This window comes from Streptomyces sp. 1-11 (genome assembly GCF_007176755.1).
Taxonomy (GTDB): domain Bacteria; phylum Actinomycetota; class Actinomycetes; order Streptomycetales; family Streptomycetaceae; genus Streptomyces.
This window is the reverse complement of record NZ_BJTV01000004.1, coordinates 208,247-228,673: the sequence shown is the minus strand read 5'-3', so window position 1 is coordinate 228,673 and position 20,427 is coordinate 208,247. Positions and strand designations below refer to the sequence as shown.

General features: G+C 75.2%; 15 protein-coding genes. 9 read left to right on the top strand and 6 right to left on the bottom strand.

The genetic code is table 11. The annotated features are described in order from the left end of the window. Positions 1-39: 39 nt before the first annotated feature. Both TNCT1_RS10720 and TNCT1_RS10715 read left to right on the top strand, forming a co-directional pair. On the top strand, positions 40-2,142 hold the full coding sequence (locus tag TNCT1_RS10720) for a hypothetical protein (RefSeq protein WP_235902512.1): 2,103 nt from the start codon (positions 40-42) through the stop codon (positions 2,140-2,142). Beyond that, entirely contained in the window at positions 2,139-4,703 is a 2,565-nt protein-coding gene (locus TNCT1_RS10715; RefSeq protein WP_143630632.1) for a hypothetical protein, read from the top strand. The genes TNCT1_RS10720 and TNCT1_RS10715 overlap by 4 nt, the downstream gene beginning before the upstream one ends. Before the next feature lie 53 nt (positions 4,704-4,756). On the opposite strand, the gene TNCT1_RS10710 is transcribed toward TNCT1_RS10715, so the two are convergent. Together TNCT1_RS10710 and TNCT1_RS10705 are read right to left on the bottom strand one after the other, a co-directional pair. Further along, positions 4,757-6,496 carry a DEAD/DEAH box helicase gene (locus TNCT1_RS10710; RefSeq protein WP_143630631.1) on the bottom strand — a complete coding sequence of 580 codons (1,740 nt, stop codon included), beginning with the start codon at positions 6,494-6,496 and terminating at the stop codon, positions 4,757-4,759. Between the two features lie 87 nt (positions 6,497-6,583). Then, positions 6,584-6,787, bottom strand: coding sequence for a cold-shock protein (locus TNCT1_RS10705; protein WP_030180551.1), 204 nt, complete (start codon positions 6,785-6,787; stop codon positions 6,584-6,586). A 440-nt stretch (positions 6,788-7,227) separates the two neighbouring features. Here TNCT1_RS10705 and rsgA point away from each other — a divergent pair, with 440 nt between their 5' ends. From rsgA to TNCT1_RS10685, 4 genes are all read left to right on the top strand, one after another. Beyond that, complete coding sequence (gene rsgA, locus TNCT1_RS10700; protein WP_143630630.1) at positions 7,228-8,367, top strand: ribosome small subunit-dependent GTPase A; 1,140 nt, start codon at positions 7,228-7,230, stop codon at positions 8,365-8,367. 139 nt (positions 8,368-8,506) lie between these two features. Then, complete coding sequence (locus tag TNCT1_RS10695) at positions 8,507-9,901, top strand: DNA-3-methyladenine glycosylase 2 family protein (protein ID WP_308789277.1); 1,395 nt, start codon at positions 8,507-8,509, stop codon at positions 9,899-9,901. Next, the gene (locus TNCT1_RS10690; RefSeq protein WP_143630628.1) at positions 9,898-10,422 is read left to right on the top strand and encodes a methylated-DNA--[protein]-cysteine S-methyltransferase; all 525 of its coding nucleotides are present in this window, start codon (positions 9,898-9,900) and stop codon (positions 10,420-10,422) included. The genes TNCT1_RS10695 and TNCT1_RS10690 overlap by 4 nt, the downstream gene beginning before the upstream one ends. Before the next feature lie 154 nt (positions 10,423-10,576). Continuing rightward, positions 10,577-11,752, top strand: coding sequence for a GDSL-type esterase/lipase family protein (locus TNCT1_RS10685; RefSeq protein WP_143630627.1), 1,176 nt, complete (start codon positions 10,577-10,579; stop codon positions 11,750-11,752). 4 nt (positions 11,753-11,756) lie between these two features. On the opposite strand, the gene TNCT1_RS10680 is transcribed toward TNCT1_RS10685, so the two are convergent. Further along, positions 11,757-12,239 carry a DUF456 domain-containing protein gene (locus TNCT1_RS10680; protein ID WP_143630626.1) on the bottom strand — a complete coding sequence of 161 codons (483 nt, stop codon included), beginning with the start codon at positions 12,237-12,239 and terminating at the stop codon, positions 11,757-11,759. Between the two features lie 53 nt (positions 12,240-12,292). Then, positions 12,293-13,282 (bottom strand): LuxR family transcriptional regulator, encoded by a 990-nt coding sequence (locus tag TNCT1_RS10675; protein WP_143630625.1) that lies wholly within the window; start codon positions 13,280-13,282, stop codon positions 12,293-12,295. A 405-nt stretch (positions 13,283-13,687) separates the two neighbouring features. On the opposite strand from TNCT1_RS10675, the gene TNCT1_RS10670 reads away from it, so the two are divergent. The 3 genes from TNCT1_RS10670 to TNCT1_RS10660 all read left to right on the top strand — a co-directional run bounded on the left by TNCT1_RS10670 (position 13,688) and on the right by TNCT1_RS10660 (position 18,023). Further along, entirely contained in the window at positions 13,688-15,421 is a 1,734-nt protein-coding gene (locus tag TNCT1_RS10670; RefSeq protein ID WP_143630624.1) for a protein phosphatase 2C domain-containing protein, read from the top strand. 78 nt (positions 15,422-15,499) lie between these two features. Then, positions 15,500-17,242: a pyruvate dehydrogenase gene (locus TNCT1_RS10665; protein WP_143630623.1), complete on the top strand. Its 1,743-nt coding sequence runs from the start codon at positions 15,500-15,502 to the stop codon at positions 17,240-17,242. 328 nt (positions 17,243-17,570) lie between these two features. Beyond that, entirely contained in the window at positions 17,571-18,023 is a 453-nt protein-coding gene (locus tag TNCT1_RS10660; protein ID WP_143630622.1) for an ATP-binding protein, read from the top strand. A gap of 86 nt (positions 18,024-18,109) precedes the next feature. Here TNCT1_RS10660 and TNCT1_RS10655 read toward each other — a convergent pair whose 3' ends face one another. Continuing rightward, entirely contained in the window at positions 18,110-19,147 is a 1,038-nt protein-coding gene (locus tag TNCT1_RS10655) for a DUF2637 domain-containing protein (protein WP_143630621.1), read from the bottom strand. 302 nt (positions 19,148-19,449) lie between these two features. Next, a complete protein-coding gene (locus tag TNCT1_RS10650; RefSeq protein ID WP_143630620.1) occupies positions 19,450-20,289 on the bottom strand; it encodes a (2Fe-2S)-binding protein in 840 nt (279 codons plus the stop codon). Positions 20,290-20,427 lie beyond the last annotated feature (138 nt).

Genomic DNA, 20,427 nt, shown 5'->3' with positions numbered 1-20,427 from the left:
GTGCCGGCCGGCGCACGCGCACGAAGGAGAGGACCGCCGGTGACCAGCCCGCCCACGGACAAACTCGCGTTCAACCTGCCCTCGGGCCGGCGCCGCGTCACCCCCGCCCGCTTCGGGCCCGAGTCCCGGCGCGACCGGCTGCTGCCGCAGCTCATCCGCAACTGCGTGCTCGACGACGAGGGGCAGCAGTGCCTGCAGGTGCGCCTGGGCGCCGCCGAGGCGGCCAACCCGGCGGCCCGCGCCCTGCTGGACACCGAGGCGGGCACCGCGCTGCACCTGCACCGGGTGCTCGACGACACCGAGTACGCGGCGCTCTTCCCGCGCATCATCGGCTACGAACCGGACGCCGCCGAGCCCTTCCTGCTCTACGCGGCGCCCCGGGGCGTCCCCGCCGCCCGCACCCATGTGATGGCCGCCACCGACCAGCAGCGCCTCACCCGGGACCTGATGCTCGCCCTGTGCCTGCTGGCCGACCAAGGCCTGGTGCCGCGCGGCGTCTCGCCCGCCACCGTGCTCTGGGACGGCGCCCGGGTCCAGCTCTGGGGGCTGGAGGCGATGACCCGGACCGGACGGCCGCGGACCCCGTGGGGCCGGCCGCCCTACTGCTCGCCCGAACAGCGCCGGGGCGACGGGCCGGCCGACCCGCGGGATGCGGTGTGGAGCGCCGCCCAGGTGCTCTACCGGCTGGTGACCGGACGGCCCGGACCCGCCGACCGGGCCCCCGCCGACCTCGGCGAACACCGGGCGCTGGACGGGACGTTGCGGCAGGCCTTCGCCCCGCGCGCCGCCGACCGGCCCACGCCCGCCCAGCTGCTCGAACTCCTCGCGCCCGGCGCCGCCCGCCGGGTCCGGCTCGCCCTGCCCGCCGACGAGGAGCGCCCGCACCGGCAGGCCTTCGAGGAGGCCCTGCGGCTCAAACGGCAGGCACCGGCGGCCCGGCCCGCGGACGGCTCCGGGGCCGCGGCGGACGGCCCGGGCGCCGGCGAAGTGCTGTGCCCCTACTGCCTGGAGACCATCCGGCTCGACCTCGGCAAGCTGTTCGTCACCGACAGCAGGATGCAGTACAAGCCGCTGGACCTGGCCGGCATCAACAACCCGGTCCGGCGGAACGACGTCATGCGCGGCGCCGTGCAGAAGTGCACCGCCGACCCGGACTTCCCCGAGCACTTCATCCCGGTGCCCTACCTGACGTACGGCCGCCCGCTGACCGTCGCGATGGTCGGCCAGTCCTCCACCGGCAAGAGCCATCTGCTGACCCAGATGATCGCGGCCGTCACCGACGGCGGCCTCGAACCGTTCGGACTCAAGTGGCAGTCGGTCAACCCCGAACAGCACGCGCGGTTCGTACGGGAACGGGTGCAGCCGCTGCGCAGCGGCCGGGTCCTGGACCACACGGCCGCCCTCGGCCTGGACGACTTCGCCCGCTTCGTGGAGTCGCTGCTCATCACCGACGCGCGCGGCCGGGTGCGTCCGGTCGCCTTCTTCGACCTCGGCGGCGAGGACCTCGTACGCACCGACGCGGCGCTGCGCTTCCTGCTCGGCGTCGACGCCCTGATCTTCGTCGTCGACCCGGCGCTGGCCCTGCCGCTGCCCCAGCTCGACCACGTCAGGGAACGCCTGGACGTCGAGGTGAACCGGGACGGCGACCTCGCCTTCGGCACCGTACTGGACCGGCTGCCGAAGAACGGCCCGTACCTGGACGTGCCGGCCGCGATGGTGCTCGGCAAGGCGGACCTGCTCAGGTTCCAGCCGCCCGTCGACCGCTGGCTGGCCCGCCCACCCGCCACCTCGCTCGACCCCGCGCGGGTCCGCGAGGAGAGCCGGGACGTCTACGGGCTGCTGCGCCGGCACGCCGGCCAGGCCTGGCTGCGCCCCTTCGACGCGATCCGCCGGTGCACCCTGCACGTCGCCTCCGCCACCGGCGGACAGGAGGCGCACGGCCGCTATCCGGCCGGCGCCGGCCCGCGGCGGGTGCTCGAGCCGCTGCTGGCGCTGCTGGCCATGCACGGGCTGATCGACGTGCCGGGCGGCGCCGAGGCGCTGGCGGCCGGGGAGAGCCCCGTGCTGGAGACGGTGCCGTGGGAGGAAGGGCAGAGAGCCGGGGGGCCCGTGGGCTCGTCCGGGGGAGGGGAACATCAGTGAACGGCTTCCAGGACCGGGGTGCGGTGCACCAGGTCGTCTTCCGCTGGGACGGCAACCACGGCCGTCAGGGCACCGGCATGAGCGCCGTCGCCCACTCCTGCTCGCCCGAGCGGGCCGAGCGGCTGGGCCGGGAACTCGGCCGGCTGCTGTGGGTGTCCGGCACGGCGGCGGCCCGGCCGAGCGTGGTGCGCGCCGTGTCCCGCGACGGCGACGTCATGCTCGTCCAGCGCTGGCCCACCACCGACCGGGGCGGCCGGCCGTCCACGGTCAGCCATGTCCTCTTCGGCGGTCCCCGGGCTCTGATGACCCGCCAGTGCCTGGGTCTCGCGTACCGGGGCTGGGGCACCCAGGAGAAGGCCGAACAGGTGAAGGGCCCGCAGCCCGTGATCGACTGCGCGGACCTCGACGAGCTGGCGCGCGGACGGCTGCGCGGCATGCGGGACGCGCTGCCCGGCGTCCAGCACGCGCTGATCCTGGCCACCGCCGAACTGCTCCGGGACCCGGCGCAGCGGGTGTCGCTGCTCCTGGAGGACAAGCCGCCGCGCGACTGGCCGGACGCGGACCAGGTGCCGCTGGTGTACCTCGGGCTGTTCCTGATCTTCCACTCCTGGCTGCGGCAGGAGTGGACGTTCGCCACCTACGACACCGTGGACACCCACCCGCTGCGGCTGATGGCCGTGCCGCGCTGGGAGCCGGACACGGGCGGGTCCGGCCCGCTGGCCCGGATCAGGGGCCGCCGGACGGGGGAGCCCCAGTTCGAACAGCGGGCGGCCGCACGCCTGGTGGAGCACCTCCTCGCCAACCGCGACGCGCCGCCCGGGGTGCCCCAGCTCGTCAAGGAACTCGCCGACGGCGCGGGCCTCGACTGGGAGCGGCGGCGCGCCCGCCTGCGCGACATCCTCGGCCCCGACCGCCCACCCGCCCGGACCCGGCACCAACCCGCTCCGGAGCCCGCACCGCTACGCGAACCCGATCCGGTACGCGAGCCGCCACCGCACGACTCCACGGCCCTGCGCGAACCCCCGTCACATGGCTCCGCGCCTTCGCGAGAGCCGTCGCCGTACGACCCGGTGGCCCTGCGCGAGCCATCGTCACGCGGCTCTGGGTCTTTGCGTGAGCCGTCGCCGTACGACCCGGCGGTCCCGCGTGAGCCATCGTCACGCGGCTCTGAGTCGCGTCGTGAGGCGTCGCCGTACGATCCGGAGGCCTTGCGTGAGCCATCGTCACGTGGCTCTGAGCCGGGGCGTGAGCCGTCGCCGTACGACCCGGCGGCCCTGGGTGAGCCACCCGCACGCGACCCCGCGTCACCGCGTGAGCCGTCGCCGTACGACCCGGCGGCCCTGGGTGAGCCACCCGCACGCGACCCCGCGTCACCGCGTGAGCCGTCACCGCATGATCCCGCAGTGCTGCGCGAGCCCCCGTCCCGTGACCCCGGGCCGCTGCGCGGGTCGTCGTCGCGCGACCCCGCGGTGCAGTCCCCGTCACGTGGCCCCGCACCCACGCCTGGGCATGAGCCCCGCCCCGCGCCTCCGTACGAGCCGCCGCCCCAGCCCGTGCGCGCACCCGAACCCGCGGCCCCGCCCCGCCCGGTGCGCGCGCCCGAACCGGTCTCCCCGCCTCGTCCCGCGCGTGTTCCCGGCCTCGCCCCCGGCGAGTACTCGCCCACCTCAGGACCGGGCCGCGGTGATCCCGCTCCCGCCCCCGGCGCCTCGACCGGGTACGGGACCGGCGGGCGGCCGGTGCCGTCGCTCCCCGACGGGTTCGACACCGCGGCGGCCGCGGCGGTCGGAGCCGTACCGGGCGCCCCGGACAGCCGAGCCCGCCACCGGGACCCGCGCGACCACCGGCGCGGGGACGGCACGGGCCTCCGGATCCCGGCAGCGGAACTGCGCGGACAGTCCGACGAGGTCCTGCTGGACGAACTCCGCTCCCGCCGACTCCCGCCGGACGCGCTCGACCTGGTCCTGGAGGAGCTGGGCAGGACGGACCGCCTCCGGGCGCGTCACCCGGACACACGGCACGCGCTGTGCGCCGAAGTGCTGGCCCGGAACCTCTACTTCGCGCCGCATCCGCCCGGCACCGAGCCCACCCTGTCGAGGGCCGCGATGGCCGACCGCGCGGCCCGGGTGTTCCAGTGGGCCGTGGCGCCGCTGGCCCGGGACGACCGCTATCTGGCCGATCTGCGGGAGCTGTTCTACAGCATGAGCCGGGACCGGCACCCCACCACGGGCAACTGGCTCTGGCAGACGGTCGTCGAACCGGCGAACGGGCAGGTCCCCGACCTGCCGCCGGAGCTGTGGAGCCTGCTGCTGCGGGAGGCGATCCGCAACGCGGCGGCGTCCGCCGCCCCGCCGGCGCCACCCACGGCGCAGCCCACAGCGCGGCCGGCCCACCGGGCCCCCGCCACGTCCCCGGACTCGCCCGGGCCGCCGGCGGGCACCGGACGGCTGTCCGCCGTCCGGGCCCGGCTGGGCGAGCTGACGAGCAACCCGGGCTGTGTGATCGGGGGCCTGGTCGGCCTGATCGCCGTGATGATCACGGCCGTGCTGGTCCTGGTCTGAGCACCGGGCGCTCCGGGAACGCCGTGCGGTGCCCGGGGAGCCGGTGTGGCTGCCTAGGTGGCCGTGGGACGGCGGCCGCCCCGGCGGTCGGTACCGCGGCCGCCGGTGCCGGCGGCGCCGCCGGTGGCTCCGCCGGTGGCTCCGCCGCCCGCCGCCCGGCGCCGGGATCCGCGTCCGTCCTTCCCGGCCGTGGTGCCGGCGGCCGCGCCTGCCCCGGACCGGCGTTCGGCGCCGCGGCCGCCCGTGCCGGAGGCAGTGCCCGCGGCCCGGGCGGACCCGGTACGGCGGCCGGAGCCGCGCCCGCCGGTCGCGGAGGCGTCACCGCCCGCTGCCCCGGCGGCGGCCCTGCGGTCCGGTCCACGGCCGCCCGTCGTGGCGGCCGCACCCGTCGCCGCGCCGCCTCCGCCGCCGCTCCGGCGCCGTCGTCCGGACCGCCCGCCGCGCCCGGCGCCGGCCTTCTGCTCCGGGCGGGACGCCGCAGGCGCCGCCGGCTGCGGGACCTCGATGGTGACGGGCACACCGGACGGCTCGCGCGCGCCGGTGATCGTGACCAGTTCCGCGTCGCTCGACTTCACGCGGGCCGTGCGGGGGCGGATGCCGGCGTCCGACATGAGCCGGGTGATGTCCCGCTTCTGCTCCGGCAGGACCAGGGTGACCACACTGCCGGAACCGCCGGCGCGTGCCGTGCGGCCGCCCCGGTGCAGGTAGTCCTTGTGGTCGGCGGGCGGATCGACGTTCACGACGAGGTCGAGGTCGTCGACGTGTATGCCGCGGGCCGCGACGTTCGTCGCCACCAGCGCGGTGACCCGGCCGTCCTTGAACTGCTCCAGGGTGCGGTTGCGCTGCGGCTGGGAGCGGCCTCCGTGCAGGGCCGCCGCGCGGACGCCGACGGCCAGCAGCCGCTTGGCGAGCCGGTCGGCGGACCGCTTGGTGTCCAGGAAGAGGATGACCCGGCCGTCACGGGCGGCGATGCGGGTGGTGACGGCCTCCTTGTCGGTGCCGTCCAGGACGTGGAGCACGTGGTGCTCCATGGTCGTCACCGCTCCCGCCGACGGGTCCACGGAGTGCACCACGGGGTCGGTCAGGAACCGCTGCACCAGGCGGTCGATGTTCTGGTCCAGGGTGGCCGAGAAGAGCATCCGCTGCCCGTCGGGCCGTACACGCTGGATCAGCTTGGTGATCTGCGGCAGGAAGCCCATGTCGGTCATCTGGTCGGCCTCGTCCAGCACCGTGATGCGCACGTCGTCCAGGACGCAGTCGCCGCGCTCGACGAGGTCGTTGAGCCGGCCGGGGGTGGCCACGAGCACCTCGGCGCCGCGCCGCAGGGTGGTGGCCTGCTTGGTGAGGGACAGTCCGCCGACCACGGTGGCCAGCCGGAGGTTCACCGACGTCGCGTACGGGGTCAGCGCGTCCGTCACCTGCTGGGCGAGTTCCCGGGTGGGCACCAGCACGAGGGCGAGCGGCGCCTTGGGCTGCGCGCGCAGCCCGGCCGTGCGGGCCAGCAGCGCCAGGCCGAAGGCCAGGGTCTTGCCGGAGCCGGTACGGCCCCGTCCCAGCAGGTCACGCCCGGCGAGCGAGTTGGGCAGCGTGGCGGCCTGGATGGGGAAGGGGGTGGTGACACCCTGCGCGGTGAGCGTCTTCAGCAGAGCCGCCGGCATGTCCAGGGCGGCGAAGTCCTCGACGGCGGGGAGTGCGGGTGTGGTGTTCTCCGGCAGCCGGAATTCCCTTGCCGACGACGCGGGCGATGGGGGTGAAGAGGCGCGCCGGTTCGGCTTCTGGGGTCTGCGGGGCATGCGGTGGTCTGCCTTCCTGGAAACAGCACAAACCGGGGTCCGCACCATTTCGGTGCGGGCCCCGGTGAGCGGGTACGCGTCCGGCGATCAGGCGGGGACGATGTTCTCCGCCTGCGGGCCCTTCTGGCCCTGCGTGACGTCGAAGGAGACCCGCTGGCCTTCCTGGAGCTCACGGAAGCCCTGGGTCTGGATGTTCGAGTAGTGGGCGAAGACGTCGGGGCCGCCGCCGTCCTGCGCGATGAAGCCGAAACCCTTTTCGGCGTTGAACCACTTCACGGTTCCCTGTGCCATGACTTTCTCCTTCTGTAGGCAGAGGCCCCATCCGGAGATGCCGGAAAAACAACAAATGCGCCTGAGGATGAACATTCCCGTCAGGCGCACATGAATTCATGGGTACCACAACTGCAACTCCGCAACCCTAGCACAGCCCGGCCGCCCGCCGTCGAGCCGCGGGCCGGCGGCGGGCGGCGGGCGGCGGGCGGCGGGCGGCCGGCGAATAAACCGGTGGCGCCGGGGCGGGCGCCGCCCTAGTGTGAAGAACGCTTCGAGCGGCGGCCGTTGGCCGTCGCCGTCGGCTGATCGAGGAACGGGAGGTGTGACCGATGACTGTCTCCGTGACGGGCGCTGTCCGCGACCAGAAGACCATCCACTCCACCCCCGTGGTCCCCGGCTGACCTTTCCCACGGCGCACACGTGCGCGGAGCCGGGGCCGCCCTTGTGAAGGGTTCCCCTTGTCTTCCTCCGCTTTCTCCGCTTCCCCTTCTTACCCGACTTCCTCCGCTTCCCCGGCTTCCCCGCACCCTCTCGCCGCCTACGGCTGGGACGAGGGCTGGGAGACCGAGTTCGCTCCCCATGCCGAGCTGGGCCTGCTGCCCGGCCGCGTCGTGCGGGTCGACCGCGGCCAGTGCGACGTCGTCACCCCGGCCGGCGTCGTCCGCGCCGACACCGAGTTCGTCGTCCCCCACGACCCGGTGAAGGTCGTGTGCACGGGGGACTGGGCCGCCGTGGACCCCGAAGGCGGCGATCCGCGGTACGTGCGGGCGCTGCTGCCCCGCCGTACCGCCTTCGTCCGGTCGACCTCGTCCAAGCGGTCCGAGGGACAGATCCTCGCGGCCAACGTCGACCACGCCGTGGTCGCCGTCTCCCTCGCCGTCGAACTCGACCTCGGGCGCATCGAACGGTTCCTGGCGCTGGCCTGGGAGTCCGGCGCCCAGCCCGTGGTCGCGCTCACCAAGGCCGACCTGGTCCCGGACCCGGTGACGCTGGCCCACCTCGTCCAGGACGTCGAGACCAGCGCGCCCGGCGTGCCCGTGCTCACCGTCAGCGCCCTGCACGGCGACGGCCTGGACGTGCTCACCGCGCTCGTCGGCGGCGGCACCACCGTGCTGCTCGGGCAGTCCGGCGCCGGCAAGTCGACCCTCGCCAACGCCCTGGTCGGTGCGGACGTCATGGACGTCCGGGCCGCCCGGGACGTCGACGGCAAGGGCCGGCACACCACGACCACCCGCAACCTGCTGCCGCTGCCCACCGGCGGTGTGCTGATCGACACCCCCGGGCTGCGGGGCGTCGGGCTGTTCGACGCCGAGAGCGGGGTCGGGCAGGTGTTCGCCGAGATCGAGGAGCTGGCCCGGCGGTGCCGGTTCCAGGACTGCGCGCACGAGAGCGAACCCGGCTGCGCGGTGCGCTCCGCCGTGGACGACGGGGAGCTGCCGGTCCGGCGCCTGGAGAGCTACCGCAAGCTGCTGCGGGAGAACCAGTGGATCGTCGCGAAGACGGACGCCCGTCTACGCGCCGAGATCAGGAAGGACTGGAAGCGGAAGGGGGCGCAGGGCCGGGCCGCGATGGAGGCAAAGCGGGGCCGCCTGCGGTAACGGCTGCCGGAACCGTCCGAAGACCGTCCCGACCGGAACGCGTCCCGGCGGCCGCCCGCCGGTCCGCTGCCGCCGCCCATCTGCGTGTCCGATTTCCGCCAGCCCGCCCCCGCGGGGGCGGGCCACACTGGAACACGTGATGGACGATGACAGCAGGTACGAGGCGGTGCGCAGCCGGGACGGGCGGTTCGACGGCGCGTTCTTCTTCGCCGTCGTGACCACCGGCATCTACTGCCGGCCGAGCTGCCCGGCGGTCACCCCCAAGCGGTCCAACGTGCGGTTCTTCCGCACGGCCGCCGCGGCGCAGGGTTCCGGCTTCCGGGCCTGCCGGCGCTGCCGGCCGGACGCGGTGCCGGGATCGGCCGAGTGGAACGTCCGCGCCGACGTGGTCGGCCGGGCCATGCGGCTGATCGGGGACGGCGTCGTGGACCGTGAGGGCGTCGCCGGACTGGCCGCCCGGCTCGGCTACAGCGCCCGGCAGGTGCAGCGGCAGCTCACCGCCGAACTCGGCGCAGGACCCGTGGCGCTCGCCCGCGCCCAGCGGGCGCACAGCGCCCGCACGCTGCTGCGGACCACCGACCTGCCGGTCACCGAGATCGCGTTCGCGGCCGGGTTCGCCAGCGTGCGGCAGTTCAACGACACCATCCGCCAGGTCTACGACGCCACGCCGACCGGGGTGCGGGCCGCCGCGCCGCGGGGCCGCGGCGCCCGCCGGGCCACCGCGGACGCGGGTGTCCCGCTGCGGCTCGCCCACCGCGGCCCCTACCAGCGCGCCGCCGTCTTCGACCAGCTCGCGCGCGAGGCCGTACCGGGCGTCGAGGAGGTCACCGGCGCCCTGGGCCGCCGTACCTACCGGCGCACCCTGCGGCTGCCCCACGGCACCGGGATCGCCGCCGTCGAGGAGCGGGCCCGTGCCCCGAAGCCGGGCGGCGGCCGGCACCCGGGCGGCTGGCTCCAGGCGCGGCTGCACCTCACCGACCCCCGGGACCTGACCACCGCCGTGCAGCGGCTGCGCCGGCTGTTCGACCTCGACGCCGACCCGTACGCGGTCGACGAGCGGCTCTCGGCCGATCCCCGGCTCGCCCCGCTGGTCGCCGCCCGGCCCGGCCTCCGTTCGCCCGGCGCCGTCGACCCCCTGGAGCCCGCCGCGCGCGCCCTCGTCGCAGTGGCCGGGGCCGCGGGGCTGGTCCAGCGGTACGGCAAGGCGCTCGACGCGCCCTGCGGCAGCCTCACCCACCTCTTCCCGGAGCCCGGGGCGCTCGCCGGGCCCGAGCCCGGCGGCCCGCTCGGCGCGCTGGCCGCCGCCCTCGCCGACGGCACCGTACGGCTCGACCCGGGCGCCGACCGGGACGAGGCCCACCGGGCGCTGCTCGCGCTGCCCGGCATGGACCCGGCCGTCGCCGCCACCCTCCGGGTCCGCGCCCTCGCCGACCCCGACGTGGCCCCGCCCGGCCTCGACACCCCCGACGCGTGGCGGCCCTGGCGGTCGTACGCCCTCCAGCACCTGCGCACCTCAGGAGAGTTGAACCCGTGACGGACCTGACCTACTGGACGACCGTGGACGCCCCGGTCGGACGGCTGCTGCTCACCGCCGGCCCGGACGGCGCCCTCACCTCGCTGTCCGTGCCCGGCCAGAAGGGCGGCCGGGCCGTCGAGCCCGGCTGGCGACAGGACCCGGGGCCGTTCCGGGCCGCCCGGGACCAGCTGGCCGCCTACTTCGCCGCCGAACTGAAGGAGTTCCGGCTGCCCCTGCGCGCCCACGGCACCGAGTTCCGGCAACGGGTGTGGGACGCCCTCGACACCGTGCCGTACGGCGCCACCACCACCTACGGCGAGATCGCCGCCCGGATCGGCGCGCCCCGCGCCGCCGTACGCGCGGTCGGCGGCGCCATCGGCGCCAACCCCCTGCTCATCCTCCGCCCCTGCCACCGCGTCATCGGCGCGACCGGCGCCCTGACCGGCTACGCGGGCGGCCTCGACCGCAAACTCTGGCTGCTGGACCTGGAGAACGCCCTGCCGGACACCGCCGGCGGCACCGGCGCGGTGACCGGGTAGCGGTACGGCCGGCGGACCCCGGCCGGGACGCCCCGCCCCCGGATCCGGCCACCGCCCTGGGCCGAGCGGGTGGACTCTCGGTGACGTTCCGGGCCCGCGCGCCCGCCCTGTGGCACGGTCGCCTGCGACGGTTCACGGGAAGGGCGGGCGGTACATGGTCAAGGCCGGGCGGGTGCTCGCGGCGCTGTTGCTCGCGTCGGTGCCGGGTACGGCGGCGAAGGCGGTCGCGGAAACCACCGCGCCCCGCTGGACCGGCAGTTGGGAGGCGGCGCCCTCCGGTACCGCCGCCGCGCTGCGCGGCGCCGCCTTCCGCAACGTCGTCCACCTGAGCGTCGGCGGCGGCGCCGTGCGGGTCCGGCTCAGCAACCGGCTGGGCACCGCGCCGCTGCGGCTCGGCGCGGTCACGGTGGCGCTGCGGCGGGGCGCCGGTGCGGACGCCGTGCCGGGTACCCTGCGCACCGCGACCTTCCAGGGCGCGCCGACGGCCACCGTCCCGCCCGGCCGGGACCTGCTGACCGACCCCGTCCCGCTGGCCGTGCCGGCCGCCGCCGATCTGCTGGTCACCGTCCTCACGCCGGACGGTTCCGGCCCCGCGACGTTCCACCGCACCGCCCTGCAGACCAGCTACCTGGCCCCCGTCGGCACCGGCCACGCGGCCGACGAGACCGGCGCCGCCTACACCCGGGCCACCAGCTCCTGGTACTACGTCACCGGCGTCGACGTCCTCGGCACCGCCGAGGGCAGCGTCGTGGCGTTCGGCGACTCGCTCACCGACGGCAACGGCTCCACCCCCGGCGCCAACCACCGCTGGCCGGACCGGCTCGCCGGGCGGCTGACCCGGCTCGGCGTCCTCAACGCCGGTGTCGCCGGCAACCGCCTGCTGCGCGACGGCACCGGGCCGAGCGCCCTGGCCCGGCTGGACGCCGACGCCCTGGACCGGGCCGGGGCACGGACCCTGGTCGTGCTGGAGGGCATCAACGACATCAAGGGCACCCCGGTCGCGGACGACCCGGCCGCCTTCGCCGACGCCTACCGCGCCCTCGTCGCCCGCGCCCACGCCCGCGGCATCCGGGTCGTCGGCGTCACCCTCACGCCGTACGCCGGGTACACCGCGTACACGGCCGCCGGTGAGGCCGTACGCCGGAAGGTCAACGCGTTCATCCGCACCGGCGGCGCCTTCGACGCCGTCGCCGACGCCGACGCCGCCGTACGCGACCCGGCCCGCCCCGAGCGCATCAGGCCCGGCTACGACCCCGGGGACCACCTGCACTTCAACGACGCGGGCATGCGCGCGATCGCCGACACCGTCGCCGCGGTCCTCGCCCGCTGACAGTTCAGCCCCACACCACCGCGCCCAGCCAGGCGCCCGCGATCAGCAGACAGGCGAACAGTTCGGCGAACACGCTGGAACCGCCCGACCGCATGGCCGTGCGCAGAGCCGACACCGCCTCGCCGTGCCCGCCCAGCCGCCGCCGCTCGTGCAGGTAGACGCCGGCCAGGAAACCCGGCAGCGCGCCGAGCACCGGAAGCAGCACGAACCCGACGACGGCGCCCGTCCCGGCGTACCCGGCCATACCGGGCGTGGCGCCGCCCGCCCGCAGCCGGCGCGGGGGCAGCGCCCAGCGCACCACCAGGGACAGCATCAGCACCCCGGACGCGCCGACCAGCACCGCCCAGGCCACCGGACGCGGGTCCTTCAGCGCCCACCACAGCACCGCCGCCCACACCAGCCAGGACCCGGGCGCCCCGGGCACCAGCACTCCGCCCAGGCCCAGCGCGATCACCACGCCGACCAGCAGGAGTTCCCACGCTCCCATCCGCCCAGCCTGCCCGAGGAGCGAAGAAGCCGCAGGTCAGGGGAAGCCGCAGGTCAGCGGGAATCCTCGCGGGACACCCAGCCCCGCTCGTAGGCGTGCCAGCCCAGTTGCAGCCGGGTCGTCACCCCCGCCAGCTCCATCAGCCGCTTCACCCGGCGCTGCACGGTCCGCAGGCCCAGGTCGAGCTGCTTGGCCACGCTCGCGTCGGTCAGCCCGGCCAGCAGCAGCGACAGCACCTCCAGGTCGGTCGAATCCGGCCCGTCCGGCAACTGCTCGGACACTCCCTGGGCGCCCAGCCGGAGCGGCAGCGCCTCCCGCCACACCGACTCGAAAAGGCCCGCCAACAGCTCCAGCAGCCCGCTCGCGTGCACCACCAGCGCGGCCGGCTCCACCGTCCTCGTGGTGAGCGGCACCATGGCGAGCGACCGGTCGGCGATGACCAGCTTCGTCGGCACCCGGTCCACCACGCGCACCCGCTCGTTCCGGCCCAGCGCCGCCGTCAGCTCGGTCAGCCCGTGCGGCGAGTCCAGCACCGAGCGCTCCACCACCACCCGGTAGCGGACCCCGCGCCCGGCCGCCTGCTCCTCCGCGTCGTTCTCCATCCCGGAGACCACCATCGGCTTGCCGGTGACCAGCGCGCACACCTCCTCGGTGGCGCCGAGCTGCATCTGCAGGAAGCGCTGCGCCACCGCCGAGGCGCCGGTCACCACCTCCACCAGGTCGTGCACCTCCGGCTCGGCAGCCGTGACCCGGTACTCCTCGGCCAGCAGCGCCGCCGCCAGCTCGGCCTTCTCCAGCTCGTGCCGCCGCTGCGTCAGCAGCGCGCCGAGCGCCACCCCGGGCGGCGCCGCCACCCAGCGGCCCGGCCGCGCCGGGGACTGGGCCGCCAGGCCGTGCCGCTCCAGCCGGCGCAGCGCGCGCTCGGTGTCCGGCTCGGCCAGCGACAGCCGCCGCGCCAGATCGGCCACCTCGGCGGCGCCCACGGACACCAGCGCCCGGTACGCCGACTCGTGGGTCTCGTCCAGGCCTATCGCTGCCAGCATCGAGCCGCGTTCCCCTTTCCTGAGAACAAGCCGTCCACGCGTGCGCTTGGTGGCGGGAACCGGCCACGGCGCAAACCCGCCGCCGCACATCATCGCCGTACCGGTGGCCACTCTGCCAGGCTGAGCTGCACCGGAGGACACCCGGCCGGGCCCGGGGCGCACAGCCGCGCCCCAGGAGTCCAGGCATGATCCGGCCGGATCCGGCCACTCGTCCGGCGTGGCACCGGTCACCAGACGTCGCCGGGCGGTCCTCCCGTGGGGGGTGGGATCGCCCGGCGGCCATCATGCCGTCCCCGTACGGCGGTTGGGGCTCGCACAGGCGCGCGCCGTGCCACGGCCGACAGCGGCGCCGGAATTTTCCGATGCCCCGTTTCCACGGCCCCCGTGCGGTGGACAATCAGGAACATGAGCCAGCAGGGGGGCAGGCCCGCCCGTCACGACGACGACTGGTGGGGAGAGCTGTACGACGACTCCACCGAGGACACGGGGCCCACACCGGCCCCGGACTCCCTGGACGACCGCTTCACCTCGGCGCGGAACGCGGTGGGGGAGCGGCCCGGCGGTGGCGACGCACCCGGTGAGCCCGGCGGGGGCGCGGGGTCCGGTGCCGCGCCGGCGCACCAGCAGCCGCCGCCCGGCCGGCCGCCCGTGGAGCGCGCCTCCCCGGGTCCGGCGGCGTCCGGGGAACGCGCGGTGCCGTTCCAGCGCGTTCCCGGCCCACCGGACGCACCTCCGGCGGTGCCTCCCACGCCCCCGGCCGCACCTCCTCAGCCTCCGGCGGTGTCTGCCGGGGCCCCGGCCGCGCCTCCCCAGCCCCCGGCTGCACCTCCTGAGCCCCCGGCGGTCCCTCCCGGGCCTTCGGCTGCACCTGGTGAGCCTCCGGCGGTGCCTGCCGTGCCCACGGCCGCTCCACCCCGGTACTCGGCAGCGCATCCCCAGTCTCCGGCGGTCCCTCCCGGGCCCTCGGCTGCACCTCCTGAGCCCCCGGCGGTGCCGCCCGCGCCCTCGGCCGCACCTGGTCAGCCGCCAGTAGCGCCCCCCGGGCCCTCGGCCGCATCTCCCCAGCCCCGGGGCGTACTTCCCCCGCCCCCGACGGTGTCTCCCGCGCCCCCGGCGTTCCCGTCCGCCTCCGCCACCCCCGTGGCGCCCTCGGTTCCCTTGCCTCCCTCCGCGCTCGACCACGTCGGCTCCGGTCCCCCCACCTACGACCCCGAGCCCACCGCGCTGCCCCTCGCCGATCCGGAGGAGCTGGCGGAACAGGTCGCCGACACCGCCCTGGACGGCGCCCGGTACGGGGCCTGCACCCTGCGGGCGGTGTCGCTGCGCGGGGACTCGGCGCGGTACCGGGGCGAGCCGCGCCGGGACGCGCTGCTGACCGCGCGCTTCGGCACGGGCGAGCAGGCGCTGGTGCTCGTCGCCATGGCGACCGGCGCACGGGCGGCGCCGGACGCGCACCGGGCGGCCGCGGAGGCGTGCCGGCTGATCGGCCGGGCCGTCGGCCGCAGTCACGGGCGGCTCGTCGAGGACATCCGGGCCGCCCGGCGCGGTGACCTGAAGTCCGGTCTGCAACGGCTGACCGAGCGCGGTCTCGGCAGACTGCGGGCCGACGCCGCCGAGCGGGGCCTCGACCCGGAGGAGTACGTCGCCGGGCTGCGCTGCCTGCTGCTGCCCGCCGACCCGGACTGCCGTACCCGGGTGTTCTTCGGCGCCGGCGCCGGTGGACTGTTCCGGCTGCGCGGCGGCGAGTGGCAGGACATCGAGCCCGGCGTGCCGGCCGGCGGCGCGGGCGGCGACCCGGTCGCCGGCTTCGGCTCGGCCCCCGCCGAGACCCCCGAGGGCGACCGGCTCACCATGGACTTCGGCATCCCGGTCCCGCCGAGCCCGTTCGAACCCGCGCCCGAACCGCCCCGCGAACCCTTCCGCTTCCGCGCGTCGGTAGCCCGCCCGGGTGATGTGCTGGTGATGGCGACCGGCGGCCTCGCCGAACCGCTGCGCGGCGAGCCCGCGCTCTGCGCCTACCTCGCCCGCCGCTGGTCCGGCCGTACGCCGCCCGGCCTCGCCGCTTTCCTCGCCGACGCCCAGGTACGGGTGAAGGGTTACGCCGACGACCGTACGGCGGCGGCCGTGTGGGAGGCGTGACGGCCGCTCCTGTGACTTGATGGACCGGGAGGGCCCATCCCGGGACAGCGAGGGACAGCGAAGGGGCAGACGACAGCCATGGCCAAACAGAACGTCGCCGAGCAGTTCGTCGACATCCTCGTCCGGGCCGGCGTGCGCCACCTGTACGGCGTGGTCGGCGACAGCCTCAACCCGGTCGTGGACGCCGTGCGCCGCAACTCCGCCATCGACTGGATCCACGTGCGCCACGAGGAGACCGCCGCCTTCGCGGCCGGTGCCGAGGCCCAGATCACCGGCCGTCTCGCGGCCTGTGCCGGCTCCTGCGGCCCGGGCAACCTGCACCTCATCAACGGCCTGTACGACGCGCACCGCTCCATGGCCCCGGTGCTCGCCCTCGCCTCGCACATCCCCTCCAGCGAGATCGGCCTCGGCTACTTCCAGGAGACCCATCCGGACCGGCTCTTCCAGGAGTGCAGCCACTACAGCGAGCTGATCTCCAACGCCAGGCAGATGCCCCGGCTGCTGCAGACCGCCATCCAGCACGCCGTCGGGCAGCGGGGCGTGAGCGTGGTCTCGCTGCCCGGTGACATCGCCGACGAGCCGGCCCCGGAACGCGCCGCCGAGAGCGCGCTGGTCACCTCCCGGCCCACGATCCGGCCCGGCGACGCGGAGCTGGACCGGCTCGTGGACATGATCGACGCGGCCGGCAAGGTCACCCTCTTCTGCGGCGCGGGCACGGCCGGCGCGCACGCCGAGGTGATGCGGTTCGCCGAGAAGATCAAGGCCCCGGTCGGACACGCCCTCAGGGGCAAGGAGTTCATCCAGTACGACAACCCGTTCGACGTCGGCATGAGCGGGCTGCTCGGCTACGGGGCCGCCTACGAGGCCACCCACGAGTGCGACCTGCTGATCCTGCTGGGCACCGACTTCCCGTACAACGCCTTCCTGCCGGACGACGTGAAGATCGCCCAGGTCGACGTACGGCCGGAGGTCCTCGGCCGCCGCTCCCGGCTGGACCTCGCCGTGTGGGGCGACGTGCGCGAGACGCTGCGCTGCCTCGTCCCGCGGGTGCGGGAGAAGACGAACCGGCGCTTCCTCGACCGGATGCTCAAGCGGCACGCCGACGCGCTGGAGGGCGTGGTCAAGGCCTACACCCGCAAGGTCGAAAAGCACGTGCCCATCCACCCGGAGTACGTGGCCGCCGTCCTCGACGAAGTCGCCTCCGACGACGCGGTGTTCACGGTCGACACCGGCATGTGCAACGTCTGGGCCGCACGCTACGTCTCGCCCAACGGCCGCCGCCGGATCATCGGTTCCTTCTCGCACGGCTCGATGGCGAACGCGCTGCCGATGGCGATCGGCGCCCAGTTCACCGACCGGCGCCGGCAGGTCGTCTCCATGTCCGGCGACGGCGGGTTCGCCATGCTGATGGGCGACTTCCTCACGCTCGTGCAGTACGACCTACCGGTCAAGGTGGTGCTGTTCAACAACTCCGCGCTCAGCATGGTCGAGCTGGAGATGCTGGTCGCGGGCCTGCCCTCGTACGGCACCGCCAACACCAACCCCGACTTCGCCGCCGTGGCCCGGGCCTGCGGCGCCTACGGGGTGCGGGTGGAGAAGCCCAAGCAGCTCGCGGGGGCGCTCAAGGACGCCTTCCGGCACAAGGGGCCGGCGCTGGTGGACGTCGTCACCGACCCCAACGCCCTGTCCATCCCGCCGAAGATCAGCGCCGACATGGTCACCGGGTTCGCGCTGTCCGCCTCGAAGATGGTGCTGGACGGCGGCGTCGGCCGCATGGTCCAGTTGGCCCGCTCGAATCTGCGCAACGTGCCCAGGCCCTGAGACAGCGTCCCGCATCGGTGCTTTCCGGCCACTTTCACCGCCCGTGACGGCGGACCGCCCGGCGGTGCCACACGTCCCGATCCGTCCGTCCTGGGGCCCCCGTGGCACGCCACGGCGGTCCCGCCCGGCCGGGCGCGGGCGCGGAGGCGTCCGGGGCGGGGCGCGAGCGGCGGGCGGCCGTGGCCGAACACCCGGCGGTCGGCGGGACTCCAGGACTGGCCGGATGCGCTTTGGGAATGGATCCCCGTGAACGTGTTCGACCAGGAGGGGCAGGGCCGGAAACGTGCGGGCGGGGGTCATGAAGAGGCAGGCGCGAGGGGGCGGTCCCGTGACCATAGGGGCCTCCTCGGCTCAAGCGGGGGAAGAGACCGGCACCATCACGGAACACGACTGGCGCCAGCAGCGGCTCAGGCGCCGGCTGGGGCGGGCGGACCTCAGGGCGGTGCCCGAGGCGCGCCGGGAACTGCGCGAACTGCTGCGGCACTGGGGAAGGCCGGGCCGCTCGGAGATAGCCGAACTGCTCACCAGCGAACTCGTCACCAACGCGCTCGTGCACACCGACCGCGACGCGGTCCTGACCGCCGTCGTCTCGGCGGGCGGACTGCGCGTGGAGGTACGGGACTTCGTGGCCCGCAGACCACAGCAGCGCACACCGGACACCGGTGAGGACACCAACGGCCGCGGCCTGGTCCTGGTGGACTCCCTGGCTGACTCCTGGGGCGTGCTGCCGCACGGCCTGGGCAAGTCGGTCTGGTTCGAACTCGGCGCGGAGGCGGCCTGAGGCGGCCCGGAGACGGACGCGGGACGGGGGCGTGACCACGCGGTCACGCCCCCGTCCCGAGATGAGTCCGGGTCCCGCCCCAGGACCTAGCCGAACTGCTGCTCCAGGTCCTTCAGCTTGCGCTCCAGGGAGTCCAGGCGCGGCAGGGCCATCGTGTCGTCCTCCGCGGTGAGGTCGACGGTGACCGCCTCAGTGCCCTTGCGGACCGGCTGAAGGGACGGACGTGAGCTTACGGGCAGTTCCGGCGCCGATATGGCAGGCTCCGCGGTCGACGCAGCGGGGCCGCGCTCCATGGCCTGCACCTCGACCTGCCGGCCGCCGCGGCCGCCGAAGCCGCGGTGACCCCGGCTGATGGCACGCAGCTGGGCGCGCTCCACCCGCTGCTGGTCACGCCGGCGCCGGCGCGTCTCGTCCTTCTGCCGCTTGTCGTCGCGCACCTCCTCGACCGCCTCGTCCAGGCTGCGCACGCCCTCCAGGAGCATGAGGGACCACGCCTTGAAGGTCTCGCGCGGGGCCCGCAGCCAGCGGACGATGCGGATCTGGGGCAGCGGGCGGGGCACCAGGCCCTGCTCGCGCAGCGCGGCCCGGCGGGTCTGCTTCAGCGCGCGGTCGAACAGCACGGCCGCCGACAGGGACATGCCCGAGAAGAACTGCGGGGCGCCCGCGTGACCGATGCCGCGGGGCGCGTGCACCCAGTTGAACCAGGCCGCCGCTGCGGCGAACATCCAGACCAGTATCCGGGAGCCGAGGGCGGCGTCGCCGTGGCTGGCCTCGCGCACCGCGAGGACGGAGCAGAACATCGCCGCGCCGTCCAGACCGAAGGGCACCAGGTACTGCCAGCCGTCGGTCAGCCCGAGGTTCTGCTCACCGAAGCCGACCAGGCCGTGGAAGGAGAGCGCGGCCGCGACCGCCGCACAGCAGAACAGCAGCACGTAGGAGGCCGTGCCGTAGATGGCCTCCTTGCGCCTGCGGCGCTCCTCGCTGCGCTCCCAGGAGTCGTCCGCACTCGCGTTCTCCCCGGAGGAGCGCTTGCCGCGCGCGAGCACCGCCACCGCCGCCAGCACGCCCAGGAGCAGTACGGCGCCCGGAAGCAACCAGTTCAGCGATATGTCGGTCAGTCTCATCAGGGGTCCCTTGCATTGGGATAGGGCGTGACGCCCGCCATGGTGGCCCACTCCGGACGGCCCTCAGGGGGTTTCGGGGCAAGAGGCCGCCAAGGAGGTGCAAGGGAATGCCCAGGGCGACGTTCTGCTCGAACTGCCGCATGAGGGGCGGGAGTTGAGTTCGAACAAGACTACCCGTACGGATGGTTCCCCGGAAAGTTCCCGGTGCGGGAGGGGGAGTTGTGAATTGCCTGTCCGCGGCGGGTGGTCCGATCGTGATGATCTTAAGGGACGCGCGGGCGTCCCGTGCACCTGAGGGTGTCTCAGGCGACCGCGGCGGCGGCGAGTTTGGCGATCCGGTCGCCGTCGCAGGTGCGCGGGCAGGTGGCGCAGGTGTCCTCCGGGCGCACGGTGTAGAACATGCAGCAGCTCGCCCGGTCCCGGGTGGCCAGCGGCTCGCCGTCCGGGCCGGCCAGCACCCGGAACGCCGCCGAGCCGGCGTACGGCCGCGTCGCCCCGGGCAGCAGCAGTTCGAGTTCCCGCACGGCCCGCCGCGCCTCCTCGGCGCCGAACAGGTGGGCGACGTACCAGAGTCCTTCCACGACCTCGTCGGTCGCCATGCCCCACAGTGCCCGCCCGCGCCGCCGCATCCGCGGCCCGAAGGCGGCGAGCACCGGTTCCAGGTGCTCGGCGACGGCCGCGCGCACCTCGGCCCGCAGCGCCTCCTCGTCCGGCACGACGACCGCGCCGGGCAGCGCGGCCGCCGGGTCGTCCGGCAGGCAGGCGAAGGAGACGGGGCGGACGGCCATACGGCCGGCGGCGCGGTCGTAGGCGACCCGCGACACGGGCAGCCGGGGCACCCGGCGGTGCAGGAACCAGGGGACGGTGATCAGCAGGCAGGCCGGCCAGGCGTAGCGGTGCAGGCCGAAGCTCGCGACGACATCCGGGCGGGCCTGCCGGCCGTAGTCGCGCAGCACCTGGGCCTCGTCCCAGGCGAGGAAGGCGTCGAGCCGCTCCCCGCCCTCGGCGAGCCGGGCGGCGCCGATCCAGCCGCCGCCCTCGGGCAGTTCCCGCGCCGGGCCCGGCTCGGTGACCGTCAGCCCCGGGTAGGCCGCGCTGAGGCGGGTGTACGCGGCGGTGAACGGCGTGGCCGTAGCGGGCATGACGGGATCACCGGACCTTGATCGCGGGACGGCTGCAAAGGTAAGCCTAACCTTATCCATTCTCCAGGGAATTTGAAGAGCCGTCCCGTGCGCCTATGGTGCTTGACGGACAAGTGACGACCCGCCGTTAATGACCCC

Excerpts from the sequence above, each read along its gene's own strand:
- TNCT1_RS10710 (WP_143630631.1), bottom strand. The coding sequence starts at position 6,496 with ATGCCCCGCAGACCCCAGAAGCCGAACCGGCGCGCCTCTTCACCCCCA.
- TNCT1_RS10705 (WP_030180551.1), bottom strand. The coding sequence starts at position 6,787 with ATGGCACAGGGAACCGTGAAGTGGTTCAACGCCGAAAAGGGTTTCGGC.
- TNCT1_RS10695 (WP_308789277.1), top strand. The coding sequence starts at position 8,507 with ATGGACGATGACAGCAGGTACGAGGCGGTGCGCAGCCGGGACGGGCGG.
- TNCT1_RS10685 (WP_143630627.1), top strand. The coding sequence starts at position 10,577 with ATGGTCAAGGCCGGGCGGGTGCTCGCGGCGCTGTTGCTCGCGTCGGTG.
- TNCT1_RS10680 (WP_143630626.1), bottom strand. The coding sequence starts at position 12,239 with ATGGGAGCGTGGGAACTCCTGCTGGTCGGCGTGGTGATCGCGCTGGGC.
- TNCT1_RS10675 (WP_143630625.1), bottom strand. The coding sequence starts at position 13,282 with ATGCTGGCAGCGATAGGCCTGGACGAGACCCACGAGTCGGCGTACCGG.
- TNCT1_RS10670 (WP_143630624.1), top strand. The coding sequence starts at position 13,688 with ATGAGCCAGCAGGGGGGCAGGCCCGCCCGTCACGACGACGACTGGTGG.
- TNCT1_RS10665 (WP_143630623.1), top strand. The coding sequence starts at position 15,500 with ATGGCCAAACAGAACGTCGCCGAGCAGTTCGTCGACATCCTCGTCCGG.
- TNCT1_RS10655 (WP_143630621.1), bottom strand. The coding sequence starts at position 19,147 with ATGAGACTGACCGACATATCGCTGAACTGGTTGCTTCCGGGCGCCGTA.
- TNCT1_RS10650 (WP_143630620.1), bottom strand. The coding sequence starts at position 20,289 with ATGCCCGCTACGGCCACGCCGTTCACCGCCGCGTACACCCGCCTCAGC.